Below are 18,528 nucleotides of genomic sequence, written 5' to 3'. Positions count from 1 at the left end.
CACTGTTCCACCGACACCGCGACCCCCGCCCACACCCCGCTAGCAGACACTCTTTCCCTCCACGCCGCTCTTCCGATCTGGTGGCCGCTGTGCCGGTCGCGCTGACCCGCGCGGCCGGGGCGGGCACCGGAGCCGGACGGCCGCCGGGGCGCACCGCCGCCACGGCGACCGCGACTCCCAGCACGAGCAGCAGGCCGACCGCGACGGCGAGGACACGCGCCCGGTCGCGGGGCCTCGTGTCGCCCTTGGCGAGGGCGTTCCTGACCACCGCCGTCTCGACGATGACCGTGGGATTCGGGTCGGCGGCGTCCTCGCTGTCCTCCGCCTGTCCGTCCTCCGCCTGTCCGTTGCCCGGTTCCCCCGACCCGCGGGCATCGGCCGCCTGCCCGTGGACATCCGTCCCGGCCGCGTCCGGGCGCCGCGGGTCGTCCGCCCGTGTGCGCGGGTCCGGCCCGCCCCGAGCACCGGATGCCGCCACGCCTGGCGTCGAGGGCGGAGCCGGCACCGACGCGGGCGACTGGCCAGATGCCGATGGCGAACCAGATGCCGACGACGTCCCGGGCTCCGACGACACCCCGGGCTCCGACGACACCCTGGATGCCGACGACACCCCGGATGCCGACGATGACGCCGGCGCTGACGGCATCGGGGCCGCCAATGCCAGGGGCACCGGGGTCGTCACCGGATCGTCCCCACCGTCCGCGGGGGCGGGGGGCGAAGTCGGTTGCCGCGCCGACGGCAGGGCGACCGCCTCCCCGTCCTCCCCCTCCATGGGCGCGGCGCCGGACGGGGCACGGTCCGCGTCGGACGGACCGCCGGTCGCCGCCAGTACGACCGCGGTGACGGCGTCCGCCGGGAAGGCGGGGGCGGCGCCGAGGGAGTCTCCGCCGGGCCAGTCGCCCGGCAGGGGCGTCATGACGGCGGCCGCCGCCTCTCCCGGCTGGCCCAGCCGGGCGGTCGCCGACGATCCGGCGAGGCCCGCGGGATCCGCGCGCCCTCGCACCCGCACCGTCGCCGCGCCTCCGCTCGCGCCCGGCAGCCGCGCCGACGCCGGCGGGTCGCCGAGCGCGCGACTCGCGGGCAGCCCCACGAGCCCGGGCAGCAGGGCGCGCAGACGGTCCGCGCCGGGGCGGGCGGCGGGGTCCTTGGCGAGCATCGCGGCGAGCACCGACCACAGCGCATCGGGCACCCCCGGGGGTCGGCCGGGCACGAGGTCGGCGTGCGCGCGCAGGATGGACAGCATCTCCCGCCCGGCGAACGGCGCGACGCCGCAGAGCATCTCGTAGAGCATCGTGCCGGCCGCGTACACGTCCGCGGCCGGCCCGACCGGGCCACCGTCGACGCTCTCGGGCGCCATGTACAGCGGGGTGCCGAGCATGCCGCCCGGCACCGTCAGCCGGGTCGCGGAGGCCATCAGACCGGCGACGCCGAAGTCAGAGACCTTCGGCCGCGTGCGGCCGTCACGGCGGTCGAGCAGCACGTTCTCCGGCTTGAGGTCGCGGTGCACGATCCCCAGCCGGTGGGCGGTGCCCAGGCCGGCGAGCACGTCGACGACGAGGGAGACGGCCTCCGCGGGAGGCAGCGTGCGGCGGCGGTGCAGTTCGTGGCGCAGGTCGGAGCCTTCGACGAACTCCATCACGATGGCCAGGTCGCCGCGCTCGGCGACCAGGTCGTGAATGGCCACGACAAAGGGCGACTGGACGCGGATGAGAATGGCCCGCTCGCGCATGAAGCGGGCCACCACCCCGGGGTCGGCCGTGAAGTGCGGCAGCAGGAGCTTGAAGGCGAGGACGTTTCCCGCCTCGTCGCGCCCGCGCCACACCTCACCCATGCCACCCCGACCGACCCGGGATTCCAGGATGTAGGAACTTCCCAGCTTTCTAACCACTCGGTGCCATCACCACTTCGCTGTGGAGTTCCAGTTCGCTGCGGAGATCCAGATCGATCGACGGGGACCCCCGGCCGGGCACCACCCGCCCCGCCGCCCCGTCACCCCACCGGCGCCGTCCCTGGCCGGCCGTCGGACATGCCGCCGCCCCGCGGGGATGTCCCGCGACCCGGACCCGATTCCCGTCCCACCGGCCAGCCTCCCCGTCAGCGCGTGACATGACCTCACCGGCGCGCGGCGCGTTCTCACCGGCGCGCGGCGGATTCTCCCTCTCCCCACATTTCGCGCCCGCGTCCCCTCTCCCGCGCCGACTCCGCCAGATGGCCTGGCATCACCCTGCCGGGTAACTCCGGTTCGGCGCTGCCGCCGGGCGGATCGGCCGTCGATGTCCGAGGCCAGAATGCAGCACGCACGCGGGCGCGCGGACCGGCGCGACTATGGTTCTGCTCACCGGGGGATGGCGGCGCCCGCCCCCGTCGGGAATGCGGCGCGCCCGCACGGCCGTCGCCCTGCACTGACGCGGCCCGCCCATGCGGTGCGCCCGCCCGCCACACGGCGCGTCCGCGCTCGTCGCCGCCCGGCCGGGCGCGCCCGATCAGGCCGCGCGCCGCCCGACCGGGCGTCCCACCTCCGGGTCAGTCCCGGCCGCAGGCCGTCCCCGCCGATGCCGGTTCGCCGCGTGCCCCCCACCGCTCGGCGTGCACGACGTCGGCCAGCGGGCGGCGCCGGGCCCATCCATGCCGTTCCAGGTCGGGCCGAGCGGCGAGCCGCGTCACCGGCCCGAGGCACAGCCAGGCGACCGGTCGGATCCCGGCCGGGATGCCGAGCAGGTCCCGCACGAACTCCTCCCGGTAGAACGACACCCAGCCCACGCCGAGCCCCTCGGCGGTCGCGGCGAGCCACAGGTTCTGCACCGCCAGGCACACGGAGTACAGGCCCGCGTCGGCGATGGCGTGCCGGCCGAGCACCGCCGGCCCGCCGCGCGCCGGGTCATAGGTCACGACCAGCGACAGGGACGACGTGAGCACCCCGTCGATGCGGATCCGGGCGAACCGCTCGGCCCGTTCCCCCGTCAACGTGTCCGCGAACACCGCCCGTTCCCGCTGGACGTGACGGTGGAAGGCTCGCCGGGTCCCGCCGTCGATGATCTGGACGAAGTCCCAGGGCTGGCTGAGCCCCACACTCGGCGCGGCGTGCGCGGCGGCGAGGATGCGGGTGAGCACCTCGGCCGCGACCGGCGCGCCGGTGAACTCGCCGCGCACATCCCGGCGGCGGTGTACCAGCTCGTACAGCGCGGCACGCCGCAGGTGGTCATCCAGATCATGGTGGACGGGCATGGCAGGCTCCCGCTGTCGGGCCGCCCTGGACGGGCGGCGTCGAGGCGGGGCCGGTCTTCGGACTTCCGGATCGACGTCGTACCGTCCGCCTTCCCAGGCCGGTCAGGCCCAGTGGCCGCGCGTGCGCGCGTGGACGGCGACTCCCCGGTCACCGCGGCGGGCCCGTGCCGGACTCCCACCGGCTTCCCGATTCTCCCCGGTCACCCGGGGCACCCCGCGAACATCGCCACCCAGCACCGTACCCTCCGATCACCCGCGCCGGCCCCACCACCCGCATTCCGGCGCCTCGCGAAATCCCGGGTGGCGGCCGGCCTCCTCGTGACGGGCTTTTCTCTCCGGTATGGTCATGGCCCACGCTGGACGTCCCGGCAGGGGCACGATCCGGTCGCGTCCTGGTGGGGAACAAGGCGTCGGGGAGAATGGTGACAGGCATCGGCACGCGGGTATCCGAACGTCAGGCCGGGGATACCCGGCGGCCCTGCAGCGCCGACCGCCCGATGCGGACCTCTCCGGCGACCCCGCGTCAGCCACGCCCTGGCCAGCCATTCCGCACCCGGTGGAAATGTCACTTTTCGTGCGGGCAGCAGGGATGAGCGAGCCGTCCTTCCCGGCGCCGCTGCTCCCCGGCGAGCCCCTGCGGCCGTTCGATCCGAGGTGGATCGGGGAGTACGAGGTGCTGCGGGTCCTCGGCGAAGGCGGGATGGGGACCGTCTACTACGCCGTCACCAGCCGCGGCACACCCGTGGCGGTGAAGGTCATCCGGGCTGAATACGTCGCCGACCCCGGTTTCCGGGACCGATTCCTTCGGGAGATCCGGAACGCGCAGCGGGTCGACCCGTTCTGCACCGCCGCCGTGATCGACGTCAGCACCGGGGACACTCCCTTTCTCGCCACGGAGTACGTCGACGGGCCGGACCTGCGCCGCCAGGTGACCGAGGGCGAGACGCTGTCGGGAAACGACACGAAGCGGTTCGCGATCGGCGTCGCGACCGCGTTGCGCGCCATTCACCACGCCGGCATCGTGCATCGCGATCTCAAGCCCGGAAACGTCCTGCTCGCGCTGCACGGACCCCGGGTCATCGACTTCGGCGTGGCCTCGGCCCTGCTCGGGCGGGACACCGGCGACGTCCGGACCGAGCCGGCCGTCCCCCAGTGGCTCACCCCCGCGTTCATGGCTCCCGAGCAGGCGCAGCTCGCCCTGCACGGAGGCCAGGTCGAGATCACCTACGCCGCGGACATCTTCGCCTGGGCCGGCGTGGTGGTCTACGCGGCGACGGGTCGCACGCCCTTCGGGGACGGGGGCTTCGCGGACATGGCGTCCCGGGTGCGCTTCGACCCGCCGGATCTGCGCGAGCTGCCGGCGGATCTCGAGCCGATCGTCTCCCGGGCCCTGCACAAGGATCCCGCGCGGCGGCCGACCGCCCGGCAGCTGCTGTCGAGCCTGCTCGGCGACGACGAACCCGATCCGGTGCGGGCCGGCGACGCCGAGGCCCGGCGCGGCTGGGAGACCACCGTCGTCGTGGGCCTACCGGCCGCGGCCGGGCAGCCCGACGCCCCCGGCACGCACGCCGGGACCGGGGACGCCGGCACCGACACGGCGTCCCCGCCGCCGAGGCCACGGCGAGCCGGCCTGCTCGTCGCGACGGCCGCCGGCGCGGCCGTCGCCGTCCTCGCGGCCGTCCTGTGGCTCGCGCTCAAGCCGCAGGCGGGCGCGCGGCTGGGCGCCTGTCCCACCGTCACCCTCCAGACGGGACAGGCGAACACGCCCTACTACAACTACGGCACCGTGCTGAAACGACACATCGAGGCCCGGTATCCGGGCACCACCGTGAACGTGGCGGCCACCAACGGCACCGCGGACAACCTGAACCGTCTGCAGGACGGCGCGAGCTCCCTCTGCGTCATGGCGGTCAGCCAGCTGAACACCACGGTGGACGCGCGGTTCGGCGTCAACCAGTTCGACAACGAGCCGCTTGACGCCCTGCGCACCGTGGGACCGCTGTGGCTCGACCTGGTCCACCTGATGGTGCGCGAGGATGCTCCCGTCACCAGCGCGGCGCAGCTGTGTGGCAGGCGCGTCTCCAGCGGCCTGCTGAACTCGGGCAGCCGGCAGATCGGCGAGGTGCTGATCAGGAACGTCCTGAGCTGCCCGGTCACCATCGAGCCCAAGGGCCTCGACAGCAGCCTGGACGACCTGCGCACCGGGCGGATCGACGCCGTGCTGTGGGCGGGTGGCGCGCCGACCCCGCAGATCACCAGGGCGATCGGGGCCGGCCTTCGCCTGCGGATGCTGCCGCTGGCGGACTATCTGGCCCCGATGGCGCGTAACTGGGACGACTACTACCGGCCCCTGCTCGGGACCCGGTTCGTGGCGGGAGGCGTCTACGAGACCGCGACGATCACATCGCGGGACTACCCCGGCGTCGGACAGGTCCCCACTGTGGGCGCGCCGAACGGCCTGGTCGTCAACCAGAGCGCCGACCCTGCTCTGGTCGCCTTCACGGCCCGCGATCTCGTCGAGCACCGCGCGGACTTCGAGGGCGCCCTGTGGGGCGACGACTCCGACGGCCGGCACTTCGAGACGGCGAACCGGGCCATCACGACCAGCTCGGTCTACTGTCTGATCCCCCTCGCCCCCGAGGCCGCGCGTTACTACGCCGGCATCGGAATCCAGCCCGCCTGCGACCGCCACTGACCCGAGCCGCCGGATCCCCGGCCGGTTCGCCCGTCCCGTTCCAGTCGACGAGCTGGACGATGACGCCGTTGGGGTCGCGGACCTGGAACGCCCGCTCCCCCCACTCCTCCTCGGTCAGCGGCATCGTGATCGCCACACCCTCGGCCCGCAGCCGCGCGAGCTCGCCCTCCAGGTCCTCGACGACGAAGGCGAGGATCAGGCCCCGCGCGTGATCCTCACGCTGGTCGGCAGGCAGCGTGGCCAGGCCGCGGCGTAGGAAGACGACGTTCACCCCGGCGTCGTCGCGGGCCAGCGAGGCGAAGCCGTCCGCCGCCATCCGCTCGGTGAACCCGAAATGCCGGGCGAGGAAGCCCGACGACGCCGCCACGTCGTCGACGTTCAACGAGACCGCGGACGAACTGATCTTCACATGAACCCCCACGAGAGCCATCGACCAAAATGACGTACGCCGTACAGGATACATCGTACAGAGTTCTGTCGACGATGATGACCAGGTGGTCGACGAACGTTCGAGTGCCGGCGACCCGGCACGCACCCTGGAACTGCTGTGGGGCACGGCACCCGCGGGCCCCCGCCGCGGTCCGGCCCGCGGGCTGACGCTCGCGACCGTGATCGACGCGGCCGTCGCGCTGGCCGACCGCGAGGGGCTGGCCGCCGTCACCATGCGGGCACTCGCGCGCCTGCTCGGCGTGGTGCCGATGACCCTCTACACCTACGTGCCGGGCAAGGCCGAGCTGCTCGATCTCATGCTGGACGCCGTCTACGCCCGGATGCCCCGCACCGACACCGCGGGAGCGGGGTGGCGGGAACGGCTCGCTGCCGTCGCGGAGGAGAACCGGGAGCTGTTCCGCACACACCCGTGGGCCGCCGAGGTCTCCACGCTGCGCCCGCCGCTGGGCCCCGGCCTCATGGCGAAGTACGAGCACGAGCTGTCCGCCCTCGACGGCCTCGGCCTCACCGACGTCGAGATGGACGACTGCCTGACCTACCTGCTGACCTTCGTGCAGGCGAACGCGCGGTCGGCGAACCAGAAGGCGACGACGATCGCCGCCGAGCAGGACGGGCGCGACGACGCCCGCTGGTGGGCCCGGGTCGGCCCCCTGCTCGCCCGAGTGCTCGACGAGCAAAGCTATCCCCTGGCCAGCCGGGTGGGCGCCGCCGCCGGCGAGGCCCACGGCAGCGCCCACGATCCCGACCACGCCTACCGCTTCGGTCTGGCCCGCGTCCTCGACGGCCTGGCAACCCTCGTCGAGCGCGACGTTCCACAGCCAACCGCCCGGTACGCGGACGATGCGCCTTCCCACGCGTCACCGCCACCACCGGCTCCGCGACCCACCTGAACGGCCCCCTGCTCACCCGGGCCCCGGGCCCGGATTCGCGCGCCAGGCGCCGCCTACTGGCCGAAGGAGTAGCGCAGACGCGCGTTGATGAGCTCGTTCATCCGCCAGCGCAGCCCGCCGACGACCTCGGGCGCGGGCTCGTCCGGGGCCAGCAGTGTCCAGCGCAGACTCGTCCCCTGGCCCGCGGGCTCCAGGTCGAACCGGATGACGTAGCCCGGACGGTTGGTCCACAGCGACGACCAGACGACCAGGTGCGGCCGGTCCGCCTCGATCACCCGGGGCGGGACCTCGCCCCTGTGAGGGATCAGCCACACCCGCCGGGGGTCGCGGTTCGGCGTGGTCAGCGCCTCCCAGACCACCCAGGGGGGAGGCGGCTGCCCCCGGCGGCGCGACCCAATCACATGCACAGAACGTAACGGTAGTGGCGATGTGCGTGGGTGTCGACGCGTTTTCCGCCGACCCGAGCCGATCCCGGCGCCTTCCACCAGGCCCGGCCGCCGCTCGGTCGCACGCCATGGTGGGCACCGGCCCGTCCGGCTGGCGACGCCGCGGGCGCGACCCGGCTGCCAGGCCGGTGGCAGGCTGGAGCGGTGCAGGAGGCGAGCAGGACGACCAGTGCGGCGCCGTCGGCGGCGGATCCGTTCGTCGACGATCCCGACGGCCGGCCCGGTCTGGCGATCAAGCAGGCCGAGCAGGCCCTCATGCGGGAGAAGACCCGTGTACTGCGGGCGTTCGGCCTGTCCGTTCCCCAGTACGCGGCGATGCTGTCGCTGTCGCGGGCGCGGGAGGGGGGCACGTCCGGCGCGCAGCTGGCCCGGCGCTGCGGGGTGACACCGCAGGCGATGGCGAGCCTGCTGGCGATCCTGGAGGGTCGGGGGCTGGTGTCCCGCGGCGGTTCGCCCGTCCACGCGAAGGTCCAGCTCGCCCAGCTCACCGAGGCCGGCCGGGAGCTGGTGAGCGCCGCCGACGCGGCGGCCGTGGCCGTCGAGCGCCGGCTCGCGGACGCCTTCACCGACGCCGAGCTGGCCACCCTGCGCACGCTGCTCGCACGGGCGACGGCCGTCCTGTCCACCTACGCCGCGACCGACGCCACGCCGATATCAAGCCTCTGATACGTATCAAGCCCTTGATATAGGCTCGCGGTCGTTCGCTCCCCCGACGGCCGAGGAGTCGCATGACCATCCCCGACAGCCACCGCGACCTGCTCGAACGGCCGCTGTTCGGCCACCTGGCCCAGCTGCGACCGGACGGGCGCCTGCAGTCGAACCCGGTCTGGTTTCGCTGGGACGGCACCCACCTGCGCCTGACCACGACCAGTGACCGCCAGAAGGGGCGCAACGCCGTCGCCGACCCGCGCGTCGCCCTGTCCGTGCACGACCCCGACCAGCCGTACCGCTATCTGGAGGTGCGCGGCGAGGTCGAGGCGATCGAGCCCGATCCTGACGGCGCGTTCTTCGACGTCCTCGCCCGCCGCTACCAGCTGCCCTACGACGGCCTCCCCGACGCCCCGCGCCGCGTCGTCCTCGTCATCGCCCCGCACTCCGCCTCCTGGCAGTAGTCGGTCACCTGCCAGGCCATCTGACGCTGAGCTATCTCGACGACGTGCTGCTCCTCGACGTCGCCGACGACGGCGCGGGCTTCGCGACGGACACCCCGTCCCCGGCGGGACGGTACGGGCTGGCAGGGATGCGCCGCCGGGTCACCCGGGTGGCCGGCACGCTGGCCATCGAGTCGGCGCCCGGCGACGGCACGACCGTCAACCATCCTCGGCTGAGCGACCCGGACGCGCCGGGCCTCGGCCGTCCGCCGGTCGTCCGCCGTCCCTCGACGCGGCCGGTCAGTCGATCGGCACGACCCGCAGGCTTCGGGCGATCGGCTCGACGTCCACGGCACCCCGCACCCGGTCCCACCTCGTCCCGACCTCGTCAGGATCGCTGGTAGACCCGCAGGTAGTCGATGTCCATGCTGGCCGGGAACGGCGTGCTGGCGTCCACGCCGGCGCCCAGCGGCTTCCAGGTTCCGCCGACGCTGAGGTTGGCGATGACGAAGAACGGGGTGTTCTTCACCGCACCCGGGTCGGTGACGGTACGCCCCATCTTCTGGCCGTCGACGTACCAGGTCAGGCCGTCGGGCTCCCAGTCGAGACCGAAGACGTGCCAGTCGGCGGAGGCGTCGGAGATGGTCGCCTGCTGCGGTGAGCAGGGGTGCCCGCAGGCACCGCCGCCTCCACCCCAGTGCGCGGTGAAGTGATATTCGGTCGGGTTGTTCCCCGGGATCTCGAAGACGTCCATCTCGCCCGTGTCGGGCCAGCCGGCCGCGCCCTGGCCGCTGCTGACGGGCAGTTCCCACATCGACGGCCAGAATCCGTTGCCGCGGGGAATGCGCACCCGCCCCTCGTAGTAGCCGTAGGTGTACGAGAACCCGCGGTAGCCGGCGGGCGGGGTGCCAAAGGACGCCGGCCAGGGCCCGGTGCTCACCATGCCGGAGCGGATCTGCCCGTCGGCGTCACGGGTCGCGGTCAGGTGCAGCGCGCCATCCGCGACCGTGACGTTCGGGTTGTTCGTCGCCGCGGTGTTGAACACCTGCTTCTCGTCGTTCCAGGGCAGGCACAGCGCGCGGAAACTCGGGTTGCACAGCTGCCAGCGGGTCCGGTCGAGGTCGGTCCCGGTGAAGTCGTCCCCGAAGACGAGCCGCCAGCCCGCGCCGGCCGGCGGACCGGACGGCGTCGGTCCGGCCGGCGGCACGGCCGCTGACGAGCCCGCGCCTGACGCGACCGTGGCCGGCGAGGCGGACGGTGCGGGGCTGGCCGCGGGCGGTCGCGCCGTGCCCGCCGCCGACCCGCCCGGAGACGGGGATGCGGGCGGCGTCGCGCCGGGCGGCGTGGAGACGACCGCGCCCTGCGCGGCGCCCGTGGGCACCGTGACGGACAGGGTCGCCGACGCCGTGAGGAGGCCTCCGCCCTCACTGACCGCTGTACTCGCGGCCGCCGTACTCGCGGGTGTCGGGCCGGGGGGCGTCGGGCCGGCGGGCGTCGTGGTGGTGGGCGTCGGGAGCGCGGGCGTGGCGGTCGAGGCGGGCGAAGGGGTCGGGGTCGGTGGCGTCGCGCTGGCGGGTGAGGCGCCGTTGGACGGCGCGGAAGCGGTGGCGGTCACCGTGACCGGACCGCTGTAGCCACCCGGGACCAGGAAGCCCACGACGACACGCCCGTCGGCGTCGGCCGTGGCCGACGTCTCGGCGCCCAGGCCGTCGCCGACGGCGACGAGGCGCACCGCGGCCCCGACCGGGAAGTTCCGCCCGCCGACGAGCACCACGTCCTTCTGGAACAGCACCAGGGTGAGCCGCGGCGCCGTCGCGGACGCGCCGGGCAGCGCGGCGACAGCAGCGCCGTCGGGGGACGCACCCGGCACCGGGCTGGGCGCGGAAGCGACCGAGGCAGCGGGCGAGGCGATGGCGACCGAGGCAGCGGGCGAGGCGATGGCGGCCGAGGCGGGCGAGGGAGAGACCGAGGGGGCGGGCGCGGAGCCGGACGGGTGGTCGGAGGTGGCCTCGGCGGCCGGAGCCACCGCGATCGCCAGCGCGAACGCCAGTGCCACCCCGGCACTCGCCTGGCGCAGAGGCGGACGACCGCCACGTCGCAGCATGGACGCATCGTAGAAGGTCCAGAACGGTACGCATCCGCGTTCACCGCATCCTCACCACCCGTTGTGTGACCGTCGTGGACGATCTGGCCGTCCTCGGCCGCTGTAGGGATCGCGCGAGGATGGCCAGTTCCTGCTGGAGGGACGGCTGTTGTTGGCCACTTTCGGTGGGCGGTCTTCTGTCGCGGTTGGCCAGATTGATCAGACTCGGCGGTCCTTGTCGTCCGTACCCGCCGGCACGGCAGGGCGGGTACGGGCTGGTCGGGGATCGGCCGTGCTGGGCGTGACCAGCCGGTTCGACCGCGATGGCGGGCATGATGATGCTGTCGCGGCTAGGGTGGCCTTGGTGCGCCGGGAAGTCTGGTCGGCAGTGTGTGACCCGACCCCTCGGTGAGGAGCGCCGTCGTGAGCCAGACCCCGCCTCGCCGGTTCAGCCTGTTCGACCGCAGGTCGTGGCCCGAGACCCGCCGGATCACCGCGATCCTTCGCAGCGAGACCATCGGTGGCGGGCTGCTGCTCGCCGCCACGGTTCTGGCCCTCGTGTGGGCGAACTCGCCCTGGTCGGACTCCTACCAGTCACTGCTGTCCTACCAGGTCGGCCCCGCCTGGGCGCACCTGAACCTCACCTTGGCCCAGTGGGCCGCCGACGGCCTGCTGGCGATCTTCTTCTTCGTCGCTGGGCTGGAACTCAAACGCGAGTTCGTCGCCGGAGACCTCCGCGACCCGCGTCGCGCCGCGGTCCCGGTCCTCGCCGCCGTCGGCGGCGTCGTCGTCCCGGCCGTGCTGTACACCCTGGTCAACCTCGGCGGCGACGCCGCACGCGGTTGGGCGATCCCGACCGCCACCGACATCGCCTTCGCACTGGCGGTACTGGCGGTCATCGGCCGGCACCTGCCATCCGCGCTGCGAACCTTCCTGCTCACCCTCGCGGTGGTCGACGACCTGCTCGCCATCGCCATCATCGCCGTCGTCTACACCCGTCACCTCTCGGTCGGCCCGCTGCTGGGCGCGCTGCTGCCGCTGGCGCTGTTCACCGTGCTGGTGCAGCGTCGAGTGCGCTCATGGTGGCTCCTGCTGCCCCTGGCCACCGTCACCTGGACGCTGGTCCACGCCTCCGGCGTACACGCCACCGTCGCCGGCGTGCTGCTGGGCTTCGCCGTGCCCGTGCAACGCAGCACCCGCACCGGCCGGACGGACGCGGGACCAGGACTGGCCGAGCACTTCGAGCACCGCTTCCGACCCCTCTCAGCCGGGGTGGCGGTGCCCATCTTCGCGTTCTTCTCCGCCGGAGTCACCCTCGGCGGCCTGAGCGGACTCACCGACGCCCTGACCGACCGCGCCGCCCTTGGCGTCGTGCTCGGTCTCGTCGTCGGCAAGCCTCTGGGGATCATCGCCGTCACCTACCTGGTGGCCCGCTTCACCCGCGCCACCCTCGCCGACGGGCTGGCCTGGGTCGACGTCCTCGGTCTTTCGGTCCTGGCCGGTATCGGATTCACCGTCTCCCTGCTCATCGGTGAACTGGCCTTCGGCACCGGCAGCGCACGTGACGATCATGTCAAGATCGCTGTCCTGACCGGTTCCTTGACCGCCGCCCTGCTGGCCACCGTGGCGCTCCGTCTCCGCAACCGTGTCTACCGACGGATACACGAAGCAGAAACCGCCGACCGCGACCACGACGGCATCCCCGACGTCTACCAGGACCTGACCCGCCCGGCAGTCGACTGAACCAACCCACGGCACACCGTCCGTCCGGATGCCGAAACGTGGCCCGGCTGACGGCAGCAACAGAACCGCCTCCAACCCACCCGACACTTTCCGTGAACCGGCCAACCATTCCGACTGTTGGCCATCTACTGGCCAACAGCCACAGCGCTCAGCTACGAGGAGTCCGCGCCTATTTGAGCAGAAGCCCTGGGGGTGCTGTCGGGAAGTTGAGCAGTTCTGGGATGCCGCAGGTGGGACCCGATCGGGTGTGGTCGTCGCTGACCGTGAGCGGTGATGCTGGTTATGGCGCTGTTGCTGCGGTTGTGTGGTGGTGGGCGGGGCTGGTGTGGATGGTGGCGGCGGACAGTCGGCGGAGGTGGCGTAGGAGGTGGGCTTCGGCGGCATGCGCGACGTCGTGGGCGGCGGTGAGCGTCAGGTTCGCGTCGACGGTGACGTCGGCTTCCGCGCGCAGGGTGTGGCCGATCCAGCGTAGGCGCAGTTCGCGGACGGTTTCGATGCCGTCGGTGTGGAGCAGGGTGCTGGTGGCTTCGGCGACCATGTCGGGGTCGACGGCGTCCATGAGTCGGGCGCCGACGACGCGGGCGGCGGAGCGTAGGACCCCGAGGATCGCGGCGGTGATCGCCAGGCCGATGGCGGGGTCGGCCCAGTGCCAGCCCAGGGCGACGCCGGCGGCGCCGAGGAGGACCGCGAGGCTGGTGAAGCCGTCGGTGCGGGCATGCAGGCCGTCGGCCACGAGCGCGGCGGAGCCGATTTTGTGGCCGACGCGGATGCGGTAGCGGGCGACGGTCTCGTTGCCGACGAAGCCGATCAGCCCGGCGGCTGCCACCGCGGCGAGGTGGTGGATCTGCTGGGGGTGGAGCAGGCGGTCGATCGCGGCCCAGGCGGCGAGCACACTCGACAGGCTGATCATCGCGAGGACGGCGAGGCCGGCGAGGTCTTCGGCGCGGCCGTAGCCGTAGGTGAACCGGCTGGTGGCTGGGCGGCGTGCGAGGGCGAAGGCGAGGAGCAGTGGGATCGCGGTGAGCGCGTCGGCGACGTTGTGCAGGGTGTCACCGAGCAGCGCCACTGACCCGGACAGCACGACCACGATGGCTTGCAGGATCGCGGTCAGGCCGAGACCGGCCAGGCTGATCAGAAGGGTGCGGCGGCCGGTGGTGTCGGCTTCCAACGCGTCGTCGATCTGGTCAGCGCTGTCGTGACTGTGCCCCCCGGCAAGCTCGGACAGGCGGTGGCGAAGCCGGGCCCACCGGCCGGCCGGGTGATGGTGATGCCCGTCGTCGTGCGTGTGCCCGCCGTGAGCATGCCGGTGGCCGGTGTCCATGTCTCGCGACGATAGACGAAAACGATCAATGCGGCCTGGTCGCATCTGCTACCACATCGCACCTGCTCCGACGGTGCATGCACCTGGGGCCGCTGCCCGTCGCGGCACGGGTGCGTTGTCAAAGGGTAGGCGCGGCCTTCGTTCGGCTGCGATCGAGGAGACGCAGGACGGGTTCGACATCGCGGGCCAAGTGTTCGCCGCGGGGTGTGAACGCGAAGCGCCCGTGATCGTCGGTGTGGAGCAGTGCGGCGCCGACGGTGTGTTCGAGGTGGTGGATCTGCCGTCGAAGGGCGTCGGGTGCCGAGGACGCGTGCTCGAGCGCTGGCGTCAGTGCCGTGTGTAGGGATCCCGCTGGCCAGCCTGCGCCGCACAGATGGCGTTGTTGGCCAGCCGGGCATCGACGAGGTGGCGGCTACTTGGCCGTTTTCGCTGCGACCGGCTGCCCGGCGCGGACGAGGCCGCGCCGGGTGAGGTTCGGAACAATGGCCGGTCCAGGCCGATCGCCCCGGTGTGGGGCGCTGCGGTGTCGGTTTTGACGGTCTTTCCTTTCCGCGTGTTCAGCGCCTGGGGACGGCGCCCGTCGCGAGGAGGGACTCGGCGGTCTCGATGATGGTGGTCCGCACGTCGCGGGTGGTCCAGCCGAGTTCGGCGCGTGCCCGGGCGGACGAGGTGCCGGCGGGTGTGTCGAGAAGCGGCAGCGCGAGTCGCATGGTCGGGTTGACGTGTGCGCCGAGCCGGACCGCCCAGCTGGGTATCGGCCTGCGTGGGATCTGATAGCCGCGAGGACCGTATTCCTGGGCGAGGATCTCGGCGATGTCCGCGAGCCAGATCGGGGCGGTCGCCAGGATGTACCGGCGGCCGGCGGCCTGTGGCGTCTCGAGCGCGAGCCGGTGTGCGGTGGCGACGTCGCGCGCATCGACGGGTGCGAAGCCGAGCCGGGGCAGGGCCGGTAGCTGACGGGTGAGCAGTTGTTGGACGACGTCGATCGAGACGTTGGTCTTCGGGCTGTGGGTCGGGCCGAGGACCAGGCTCGGGTTGAGCGTGACGAGTTCGACTCCGAGCCGCTCGGCTTCGGCCCAGGCGGACCGTTCGGCGAGCGTCTTGCTCTTGGCGTACGGCTCACAGCGATCGACGACCGACCAGTCGTCTTCGGTGCGTTCCCGTCCGTCGGACAGGTCGTGCCCGCTGCGGACGGCGTCGACGGACGACGTCAGCGCGACGCGGCGGACCTGCGCGCGGCGTGCGGCTCGTAGTACGCGCAGGGTGCCGTCGACGGCGGGGCGGATCAGCTCGGCTTCGTCCTTGGGTCGGTACTTGGGGGCGGGCGAAGCGACGTGCTCGACCACCGTGACGCCGTCGGCGGCGGCGTCCCATCCAGCGTCGGTGTCGAGTGACGCCTCGACCAGGTCGAGGCGGCCATGGGTGCGTTCGGCGGCGGCTCGCAGATGGTCGACAGGCGCGCGAGACAGGTCTCGGACCGTGCCACGGACATCGAAGCCGTGGTCGAGCAGGTCGATCGCGCAGTGACCGGCGAGGAAGCCAGTCACTCCGGTGACGAGTGCCAGCGGTCGGGACATCGGCTGCTCCGGTGGTAGACATGAATATCTAAGCGATGCTCAGATGGCAGACTAAGCAGTGCTTAGATATCGGTCAAGCCGTTAGACTTCGGCCATGGGGCAGAGCGCCGACCAGCAGCCCGACGTCGACAGCCGGCCTTACCACCACGGCGCGCTACGCAGCCAGCTCCTCGCCGCGGGACTGGAGCTGGTGAAGGCTGAAGGCGTCGGGGCGCTGAGCCTGCGCAGGCTGGCCCGGGAGGCCGGGGTCAGCTCGGGCGCGCCCTATCACCACTTCGCCGACCGGGCGGAGCTGATCGCGGCGATCGTCGTCGACGGGCACGAGCTGCTGTTCACCCGGCTCGAAACCGCTCGAGCCGTCAGCTCCGACGCCGTGGCCGCGCTGCGCGAACTGCTCGTCGCCTACGCCAGCTTCGCCGTCGACCACTCCGCACACCTGCGCGTGATGCTGCGCCCCGAACTCGCCGAGCCGGACGCGCACCCGGAGGTGACGTCGGCCGGCGCTCGCCCGATCGAGCTGCTGCGGTCGATCGTCCAGGCCGCGCAGGACGAAGGCGCCGTCGCCCCCGGCGACCCAGAGCCCATGGTGCATCTGATCTGGTCGCTGGCGGTCGGCTACGTCACGCTGTGGCTCGACGGCCCTGTCGAGGCCCGCTGCGCCGCCCTCGGCACAACCGCCGACGACATGATCCGCCAGGTCGCGTCGACCGTCGAGGAACTGCTGCGACGACCACGAACCTAGCTGCGGGCACGACACCACCGCGGACGCCGAACGGAAGCGCAGCAGCCACCATCCTCCGACGCGAGTGAACTGGCCAACCATCACGACGAGTAGCCATCTCGCGCGGCGGCATATTCACCCCGGCGAGCGCTGTTGCGCCTGGATGGGTTCGCACCGCCGGTCCACGTCCTGTCGCTGACCGTGGCACGTGGTGCGCCCTGACCGGCGGACGCCGTGTCACGCGCGTGTGAAGGGATGGTGCGATGCCGAACTCGTACGTCTATACGGCGGCCGGCGGGCCCGAGGTGGAGGCGTTCGCCGATCTTCCCCGGCCGACGCCGGGCGAGGGTGAGCTGCTGGTCGCCGTGCGCGCGGCCGGGGTGAACCCGGCGGACTGGAAGCTGCGCGGCGGCTTCCGGATCCCCGGGATGTCCACCACCTACCCGATGGTGTTCGGGCTGGAGGTCGCCGGCACCGTCGTCGAGGTTGGCCCGGGCGTGGACGGGTTCGCCGTCGGCGACGACGTGTTCGGCAACCCCAGCACGGGCGGCTACGCCGAGTTCACCCTGCTGCCGGCCGCGGCCGCCGCGCGCAGGCCGGCGGCGCTGTCGTTCACCGACGCCGCGGCGCTGCCGGTCGCGGGCGGGACGGCCTACGACGGTCTCGCCCAGCTCGCCCTGCCGCCCGGCGCCACGCTGCTGGTCACCGGTGTCGGCGGCGGGGTCGGGGTCGCTGTCGCCCAGCTCGCCCGGCATGGCGGGCTGCGCGTCCTCGGTACGGCGAGCGAGGCCAAGCGGGAGTTCGTCGGGTCCCTCGGCGTCGTGCATGTCGCCTACGGGCCGGGGACGGTCGAGCGGCTGCGCGCGGCGGCCCCGGACGGTGTCGACGCCGTGTACGACCTGGTCGGCGGTGCCGCGCTGGAGGAGGCCGCCGAGTTGCTGGCCGACCGGAGCAAGCTGATCACGGCCGCGGACCGGGTCGCGGCGGCGAAACTCGGCGGAGCGGGCGTCGAGCGTGACCGTTCCGGTCGGGTCTACACGGAGCTCGCCCGCCTCGCCGTCGACGGCGTCCTGGACCCGCGGGTGAGCGCGACCTACCCGCTCTCCCAGGCGGGCGCCGCCCTGCGGGCGGTCGAGGACGGCCACGCCCAGGGCAAGATCGTGATCGAGGTCGCTCCGTGAGGGAGGACGCCGCGTCCCCCCGCGGACCGGGCGGGGACGGCGGGCCGCATCCGCTCGACAACCCGGCCCGGGCGGCCCTGCTGGGGCCGCACGCGCACCTCGCCATCCGCCGTGGCAGCGTCCTGCGCTACCCCGCCGACGTCACGCCGTTCATCGCCCTGCCCGACGAACCCGACGCCGAGACCTGGCGCGACGCGGCGGCGCTGCTCGGGCCGGGGGCGCTCCTGCCGCTCGCCGGCTTCACCGGCACGCCACCGCCGGGCTGGGAGGCCCTCGGGCACGTCCCCGGCGTCCAGATGGTCGGGGACGACGTCGCCGCCCGGCCCGATCCCGAGGCGGTCGTACTCGGCCCGGACGACGTCGCGGACATCCTCGCGCTCGTCGCGCGCACCCGCCCCGGGCCGTTCCTGCCCCGCACCATCGCGTTGGGCACCTACCTGGGCATCCGCCGCGGCGGCGAACTCGTCGCGATGGCCGGCGAACGGATGCACCCACCCGGCTGGACGGAGATCAGCGCCGTCTGCACCGACCCCGCCCACCGCGGCGAGGGCCTGGGCACCCGGCTCGTGCACGCCGTCACCGCGCTCGTCCGCGCCCGCGGCGAGACGCCGTTCCTGCACGCCACGGCGGCGAACACGACCGCCATCCGCCTCTACGAGCAGCTCGGCTTCCGGCTGCGCCGCGAGGTCGTCTTCACCGCCCTGCGCGTGCCGGGCGGCGACGGGACGGCCCCGAACCCGTTCGCCGGCCTCCACGGCGGCGACGCGTCACGCGCCGACGGCGCCCGTCCCGTGATCAGTCCTCCCCGGCAGCCGAATTCGCCCACTCGAGCACGAGGGGAAGAACAGGGCGCGGGACGGTGAAGCCGGTCGCGAGCCCGATCGTCTCGTCGTCGTACTCGGCCGAGAGCAGGTCGTCGACGCCGCCGGGGATCAGCCCGCGGTCCCGGAAGGCCGCGACGATGCGGCGCACCGGGCGGGTGAAGCCCCGCAGGCTGCGCTCCTCCCCGTACTCGCCGATCCGGTAGACCTCGTCCCGGCTGACGAAGCCCCCGAGTTCGGCGGCCCGCCGTAGGACGGCCGCCTGGACCGGGGCTTCGTCGGCG

The 18,528-nt window shown here is 73.2% G+C and carries 17 protein-coding genes and 1 riboswitch; of the genes, 10 read left to right on the top strand and 7 right to left on the bottom strand.

What is annotated here, in order from left to right; genetic code table 11:
- On the bottom strand, positions 1–1,831 hold a 1,831-nt coding region (locus tag AC6EXY_RS27300), incomplete at its 3' end, for a serine/threonine-protein kinase (RefSeq protein ID WP_499842430.1).
- 692 nt (positions 1,832–2,523) lie between these two features.
- Positions 2,524–3,225, bottom strand: coding sequence for a 5,6-dimethylbenzimidazole synthase (bluB, locus tag AC6EXY_RS27295; protein WP_101833066.1), 702 nt, complete (start codon positions 3,223–3,225; stop codon positions 2,524–2,526).
- Between the two features lie 31 nt (positions 3,226–3,256).
- A riboswitch (cobalamin riboswitch) is annotated at positions 3,257–3,454 on the bottom strand.
- A 360-nt stretch (positions 3,455–3,814) separates the two neighbouring features.
- Here bluB and AC6EXY_RS27290 point away from each other — a divergent pair.
- Positions 3,815–5,920, top strand: a complete 2,106-nt coding sequence (locus AC6EXY_RS27290) for a serine/threonine-protein kinase (protein WP_165818496.1) — start codon at positions 3,815–3,817, stop codon at positions 5,918–5,920.
- Here AC6EXY_RS27290 and AC6EXY_RS27285 read toward each other — a convergent pair.
- On the bottom strand, positions 5,823–6,329 hold the full coding sequence (locus tag AC6EXY_RS27285) for a VOC family protein (protein WP_101833064.1): 507 nt from the start codon (positions 6,327–6,329) through the stop codon (positions 5,823–5,825). The two genes, AC6EXY_RS27290 and AC6EXY_RS27285, sit on opposite strands and share 98 nt — an antisense overlap.
- An 85-nt stretch (positions 6,330–6,414) precedes the next feature.
- Here AC6EXY_RS27285 and AC6EXY_RS27280 point away from each other — a divergent pair, with 85 nt between their 5' ends.
- The gene (locus AC6EXY_RS27280) at positions 6,415–7,260 is read left to right on the top strand and encodes a TetR/AcrR family transcriptional regulator (protein WP_499818448.1); all 846 of its coding nucleotides are present in this window, start codon (positions 6,415–6,417) and stop codon (positions 7,258–7,260) included.
- A gap of 53 nt (positions 7,261–7,313) precedes the next feature.
- Here AC6EXY_RS27280 and AC6EXY_RS27275 read toward each other — a convergent pair whose 3' ends face one another.
- Positions 7,314–7,535 (bottom strand): hypothetical protein, encoded by a 222-nt coding sequence (locus AC6EXY_RS27275; RefSeq protein WP_499818447.1) that lies wholly within the window; start codon positions 7,533–7,535, stop codon positions 7,314–7,316.
- A 162-nt stretch (positions 7,536–7,697) separates the two neighbouring features.
- On the opposite strand from AC6EXY_RS27275, the gene AC6EXY_RS27270 reads away from it, so the two are divergent.
- The 3 genes from AC6EXY_RS27270 to AC6EXY_RS27260 all read left to right on the top strand — a co-directional run bounded on the left by AC6EXY_RS27270 (position 7,698) and on the right by AC6EXY_RS27260 (position 9,201).
- Positions 7,698–8,372, top strand: coding sequence for a MarR family winged helix-turn-helix transcriptional regulator (locus AC6EXY_RS27270; protein WP_243407764.1), 675 nt, complete (start codon positions 7,698–7,700; stop codon positions 8,370–8,372).
- A 62-nt stretch (positions 8,373–8,434) separates the two neighbouring features.
- Complete coding sequence (locus AC6EXY_RS27265) at positions 8,435–8,818, top strand: PPOX class F420-dependent oxidoreductase (protein WP_101833061.1); 384 nt, start codon at positions 8,435–8,437, stop codon at positions 8,816–8,818.
- 44 nt (positions 8,819–8,862) lie between these two features.
- A complete protein-coding gene (locus AC6EXY_RS27260) occupies positions 8,863–9,201 on the top strand; it encodes a sensor histidine kinase (RefSeq protein ID WP_101833060.1) in 339 nt (112 codons plus the stop codon).
- On the opposite strand, the gene AC6EXY_RS27255 is transcribed toward AC6EXY_RS27260, so the two are convergent.
- Entirely contained in the window at positions 9,186–10,901 is a 1,716-nt protein-coding gene (locus AC6EXY_RS27255) for a glycoside hydrolase family 16 protein (protein ID WP_499842429.1), read from the bottom strand. The genes AC6EXY_RS27260 and AC6EXY_RS27255 overlap by 16 nt on opposite strands.
- A 402-nt stretch (positions 10,902–11,303) precedes the next feature.
- On the opposite strand from AC6EXY_RS27255, the gene nhaA reads away from it, so the two are divergent.
- Positions 11,304–12,623, top strand: coding sequence for a Na+/H+ antiporter NhaA (nhaA, locus tag AC6EXY_RS27250; RefSeq protein WP_101833057.1), 1,320 nt, complete (start codon positions 11,304–11,306; stop codon positions 12,621–12,623).
- A 280-nt stretch (positions 12,624–12,903) separates the two neighbouring features.
- Here the strand turns inward: nhaA and AC6EXY_RS27245 are convergent, their stop codons facing one another.
- Entirely contained in the window at positions 12,904–13,944 is a 1,041-nt protein-coding gene (locus AC6EXY_RS27245; RefSeq protein ID WP_243407763.1) for a cation diffusion facilitator family transporter, read from the bottom strand.
- A 557-nt stretch (positions 13,945–14,501) separates the two neighbouring features.
- Positions 14,502–15,521 (bottom strand): NAD-dependent epimerase/dehydratase family protein, encoded by a 1,020-nt coding sequence (locus tag AC6EXY_RS27240; protein WP_101833055.1) that lies wholly within the window; start codon positions 15,519–15,521, stop codon positions 14,502–14,504.
- Between the two features lie 94 nt (positions 15,522–15,615).
- On the opposite strand from AC6EXY_RS27240, the gene AC6EXY_RS27235 reads away from it, so the two are divergent.
- The 4 genes from AC6EXY_RS27235 (at position 15,616) to AC6EXY_RS27220 (ending at position 18,450) form a co-directional block, all read left to right on the top strand.
- Entirely contained in the window at positions 15,616–16,263 is a 648-nt protein-coding gene (locus AC6EXY_RS27235; protein ID WP_101833054.1) for a TetR/AcrR family transcriptional regulator, read from the top strand.
- A 242-nt stretch (positions 16,264–16,505) separates the two neighbouring features.
- Positions 16,506–17,423, top strand: coding sequence for an NADP-dependent oxidoreductase (locus AC6EXY_RS27230; protein ID WP_101833053.1), 918 nt, complete (start codon positions 16,506–16,508; stop codon positions 17,421–17,423).
- Positions 17,420–18,286 carry a GNAT family N-acetyltransferase gene (locus tag AC6EXY_RS27225; protein ID WP_101833052.1) on the top strand — a complete coding sequence of 289 codons (867 nt, stop codon included), beginning with the start codon at positions 17,420–17,422 and terminating at the stop codon, positions 18,284–18,286. Before AC6EXY_RS27230 ends, AC6EXY_RS27225 begins: the two co-directional genes overlap by 4 nt.
- On the top strand, positions 18,283–18,450 hold the full coding sequence (locus AC6EXY_RS27220) for a hypothetical protein (protein WP_165818493.1): 168 nt from the start codon (positions 18,283–18,285) through the stop codon (positions 18,448–18,450). The genes AC6EXY_RS27225 and AC6EXY_RS27220 overlap by 4 nt, the downstream gene beginning before the upstream one ends.
- Positions 18,451–18,528 lie beyond the last annotated feature (78 nt).

The sequence above is a fragment of the Frankia sp. RB5 genome, from assembly GCF_059816245.1.
The sequence above is the reverse complement of the archived record's forward strand: the minus strand, read 5'-3'. Positions and strand labels throughout refer to the sequence as shown.

What these genes read in the sequence shown, in the direction of transcription:
- bluB (WP_101833066.1), bottom strand. Translation starts at nt 3,225, where the DNA reads ATGCCCGTCCACCATGATCTGGATGACCACCTGCGGCGTGCCGCGCTG.
- AC6EXY_RS27290 (WP_165818496.1), top strand. Translation starts at nt 3,815, where the DNA reads ATGAGCGAGCCGTCCTTCCCGGCGCCGCTGCTCCCCGGCGAGCCCCTG.
- AC6EXY_RS27265 (WP_101833061.1), top strand. Translation starts at nt 8,435, where the DNA reads ATGACCATCCCCGACAGCCACCGCGACCTGCTCGAACGGCCGCTGTTC.
- AC6EXY_RS27255 (WP_499842429.1), bottom strand. Translation starts at nt 10,901, where the DNA reads ATGCTGCGACGTGGCGGTCGTCCGCCTCTGCGCCAGGCGAGTGCCGGG.
- AC6EXY_RS27245 (WP_243407763.1), bottom strand. Translation starts at nt 13,944, where the DNA reads ATGGACACCGGCCACCGGCATGCTCACGGCGGGCACACGCACGACGAC.
- AC6EXY_RS27240 (WP_101833055.1), bottom strand. Translation starts at nt 15,521, where the DNA reads ATGTCCCGACCGCTGGCACTCGTCACCGGAGTGACTGGCTTCCTCGCC.
- AC6EXY_RS27235 (WP_101833054.1), top strand. Translation starts at nt 15,616, where the DNA reads ATGGGGCAGAGCGCCGACCAGCAGCCCGACGTCGACAGCCGGCCTTAC.
- AC6EXY_RS27230 (WP_101833053.1), top strand. Translation starts at nt 16,506, where the DNA reads ATGCCGAACTCGTACGTCTATACGGCGGCCGGCGGGCCCGAGGTGGAG.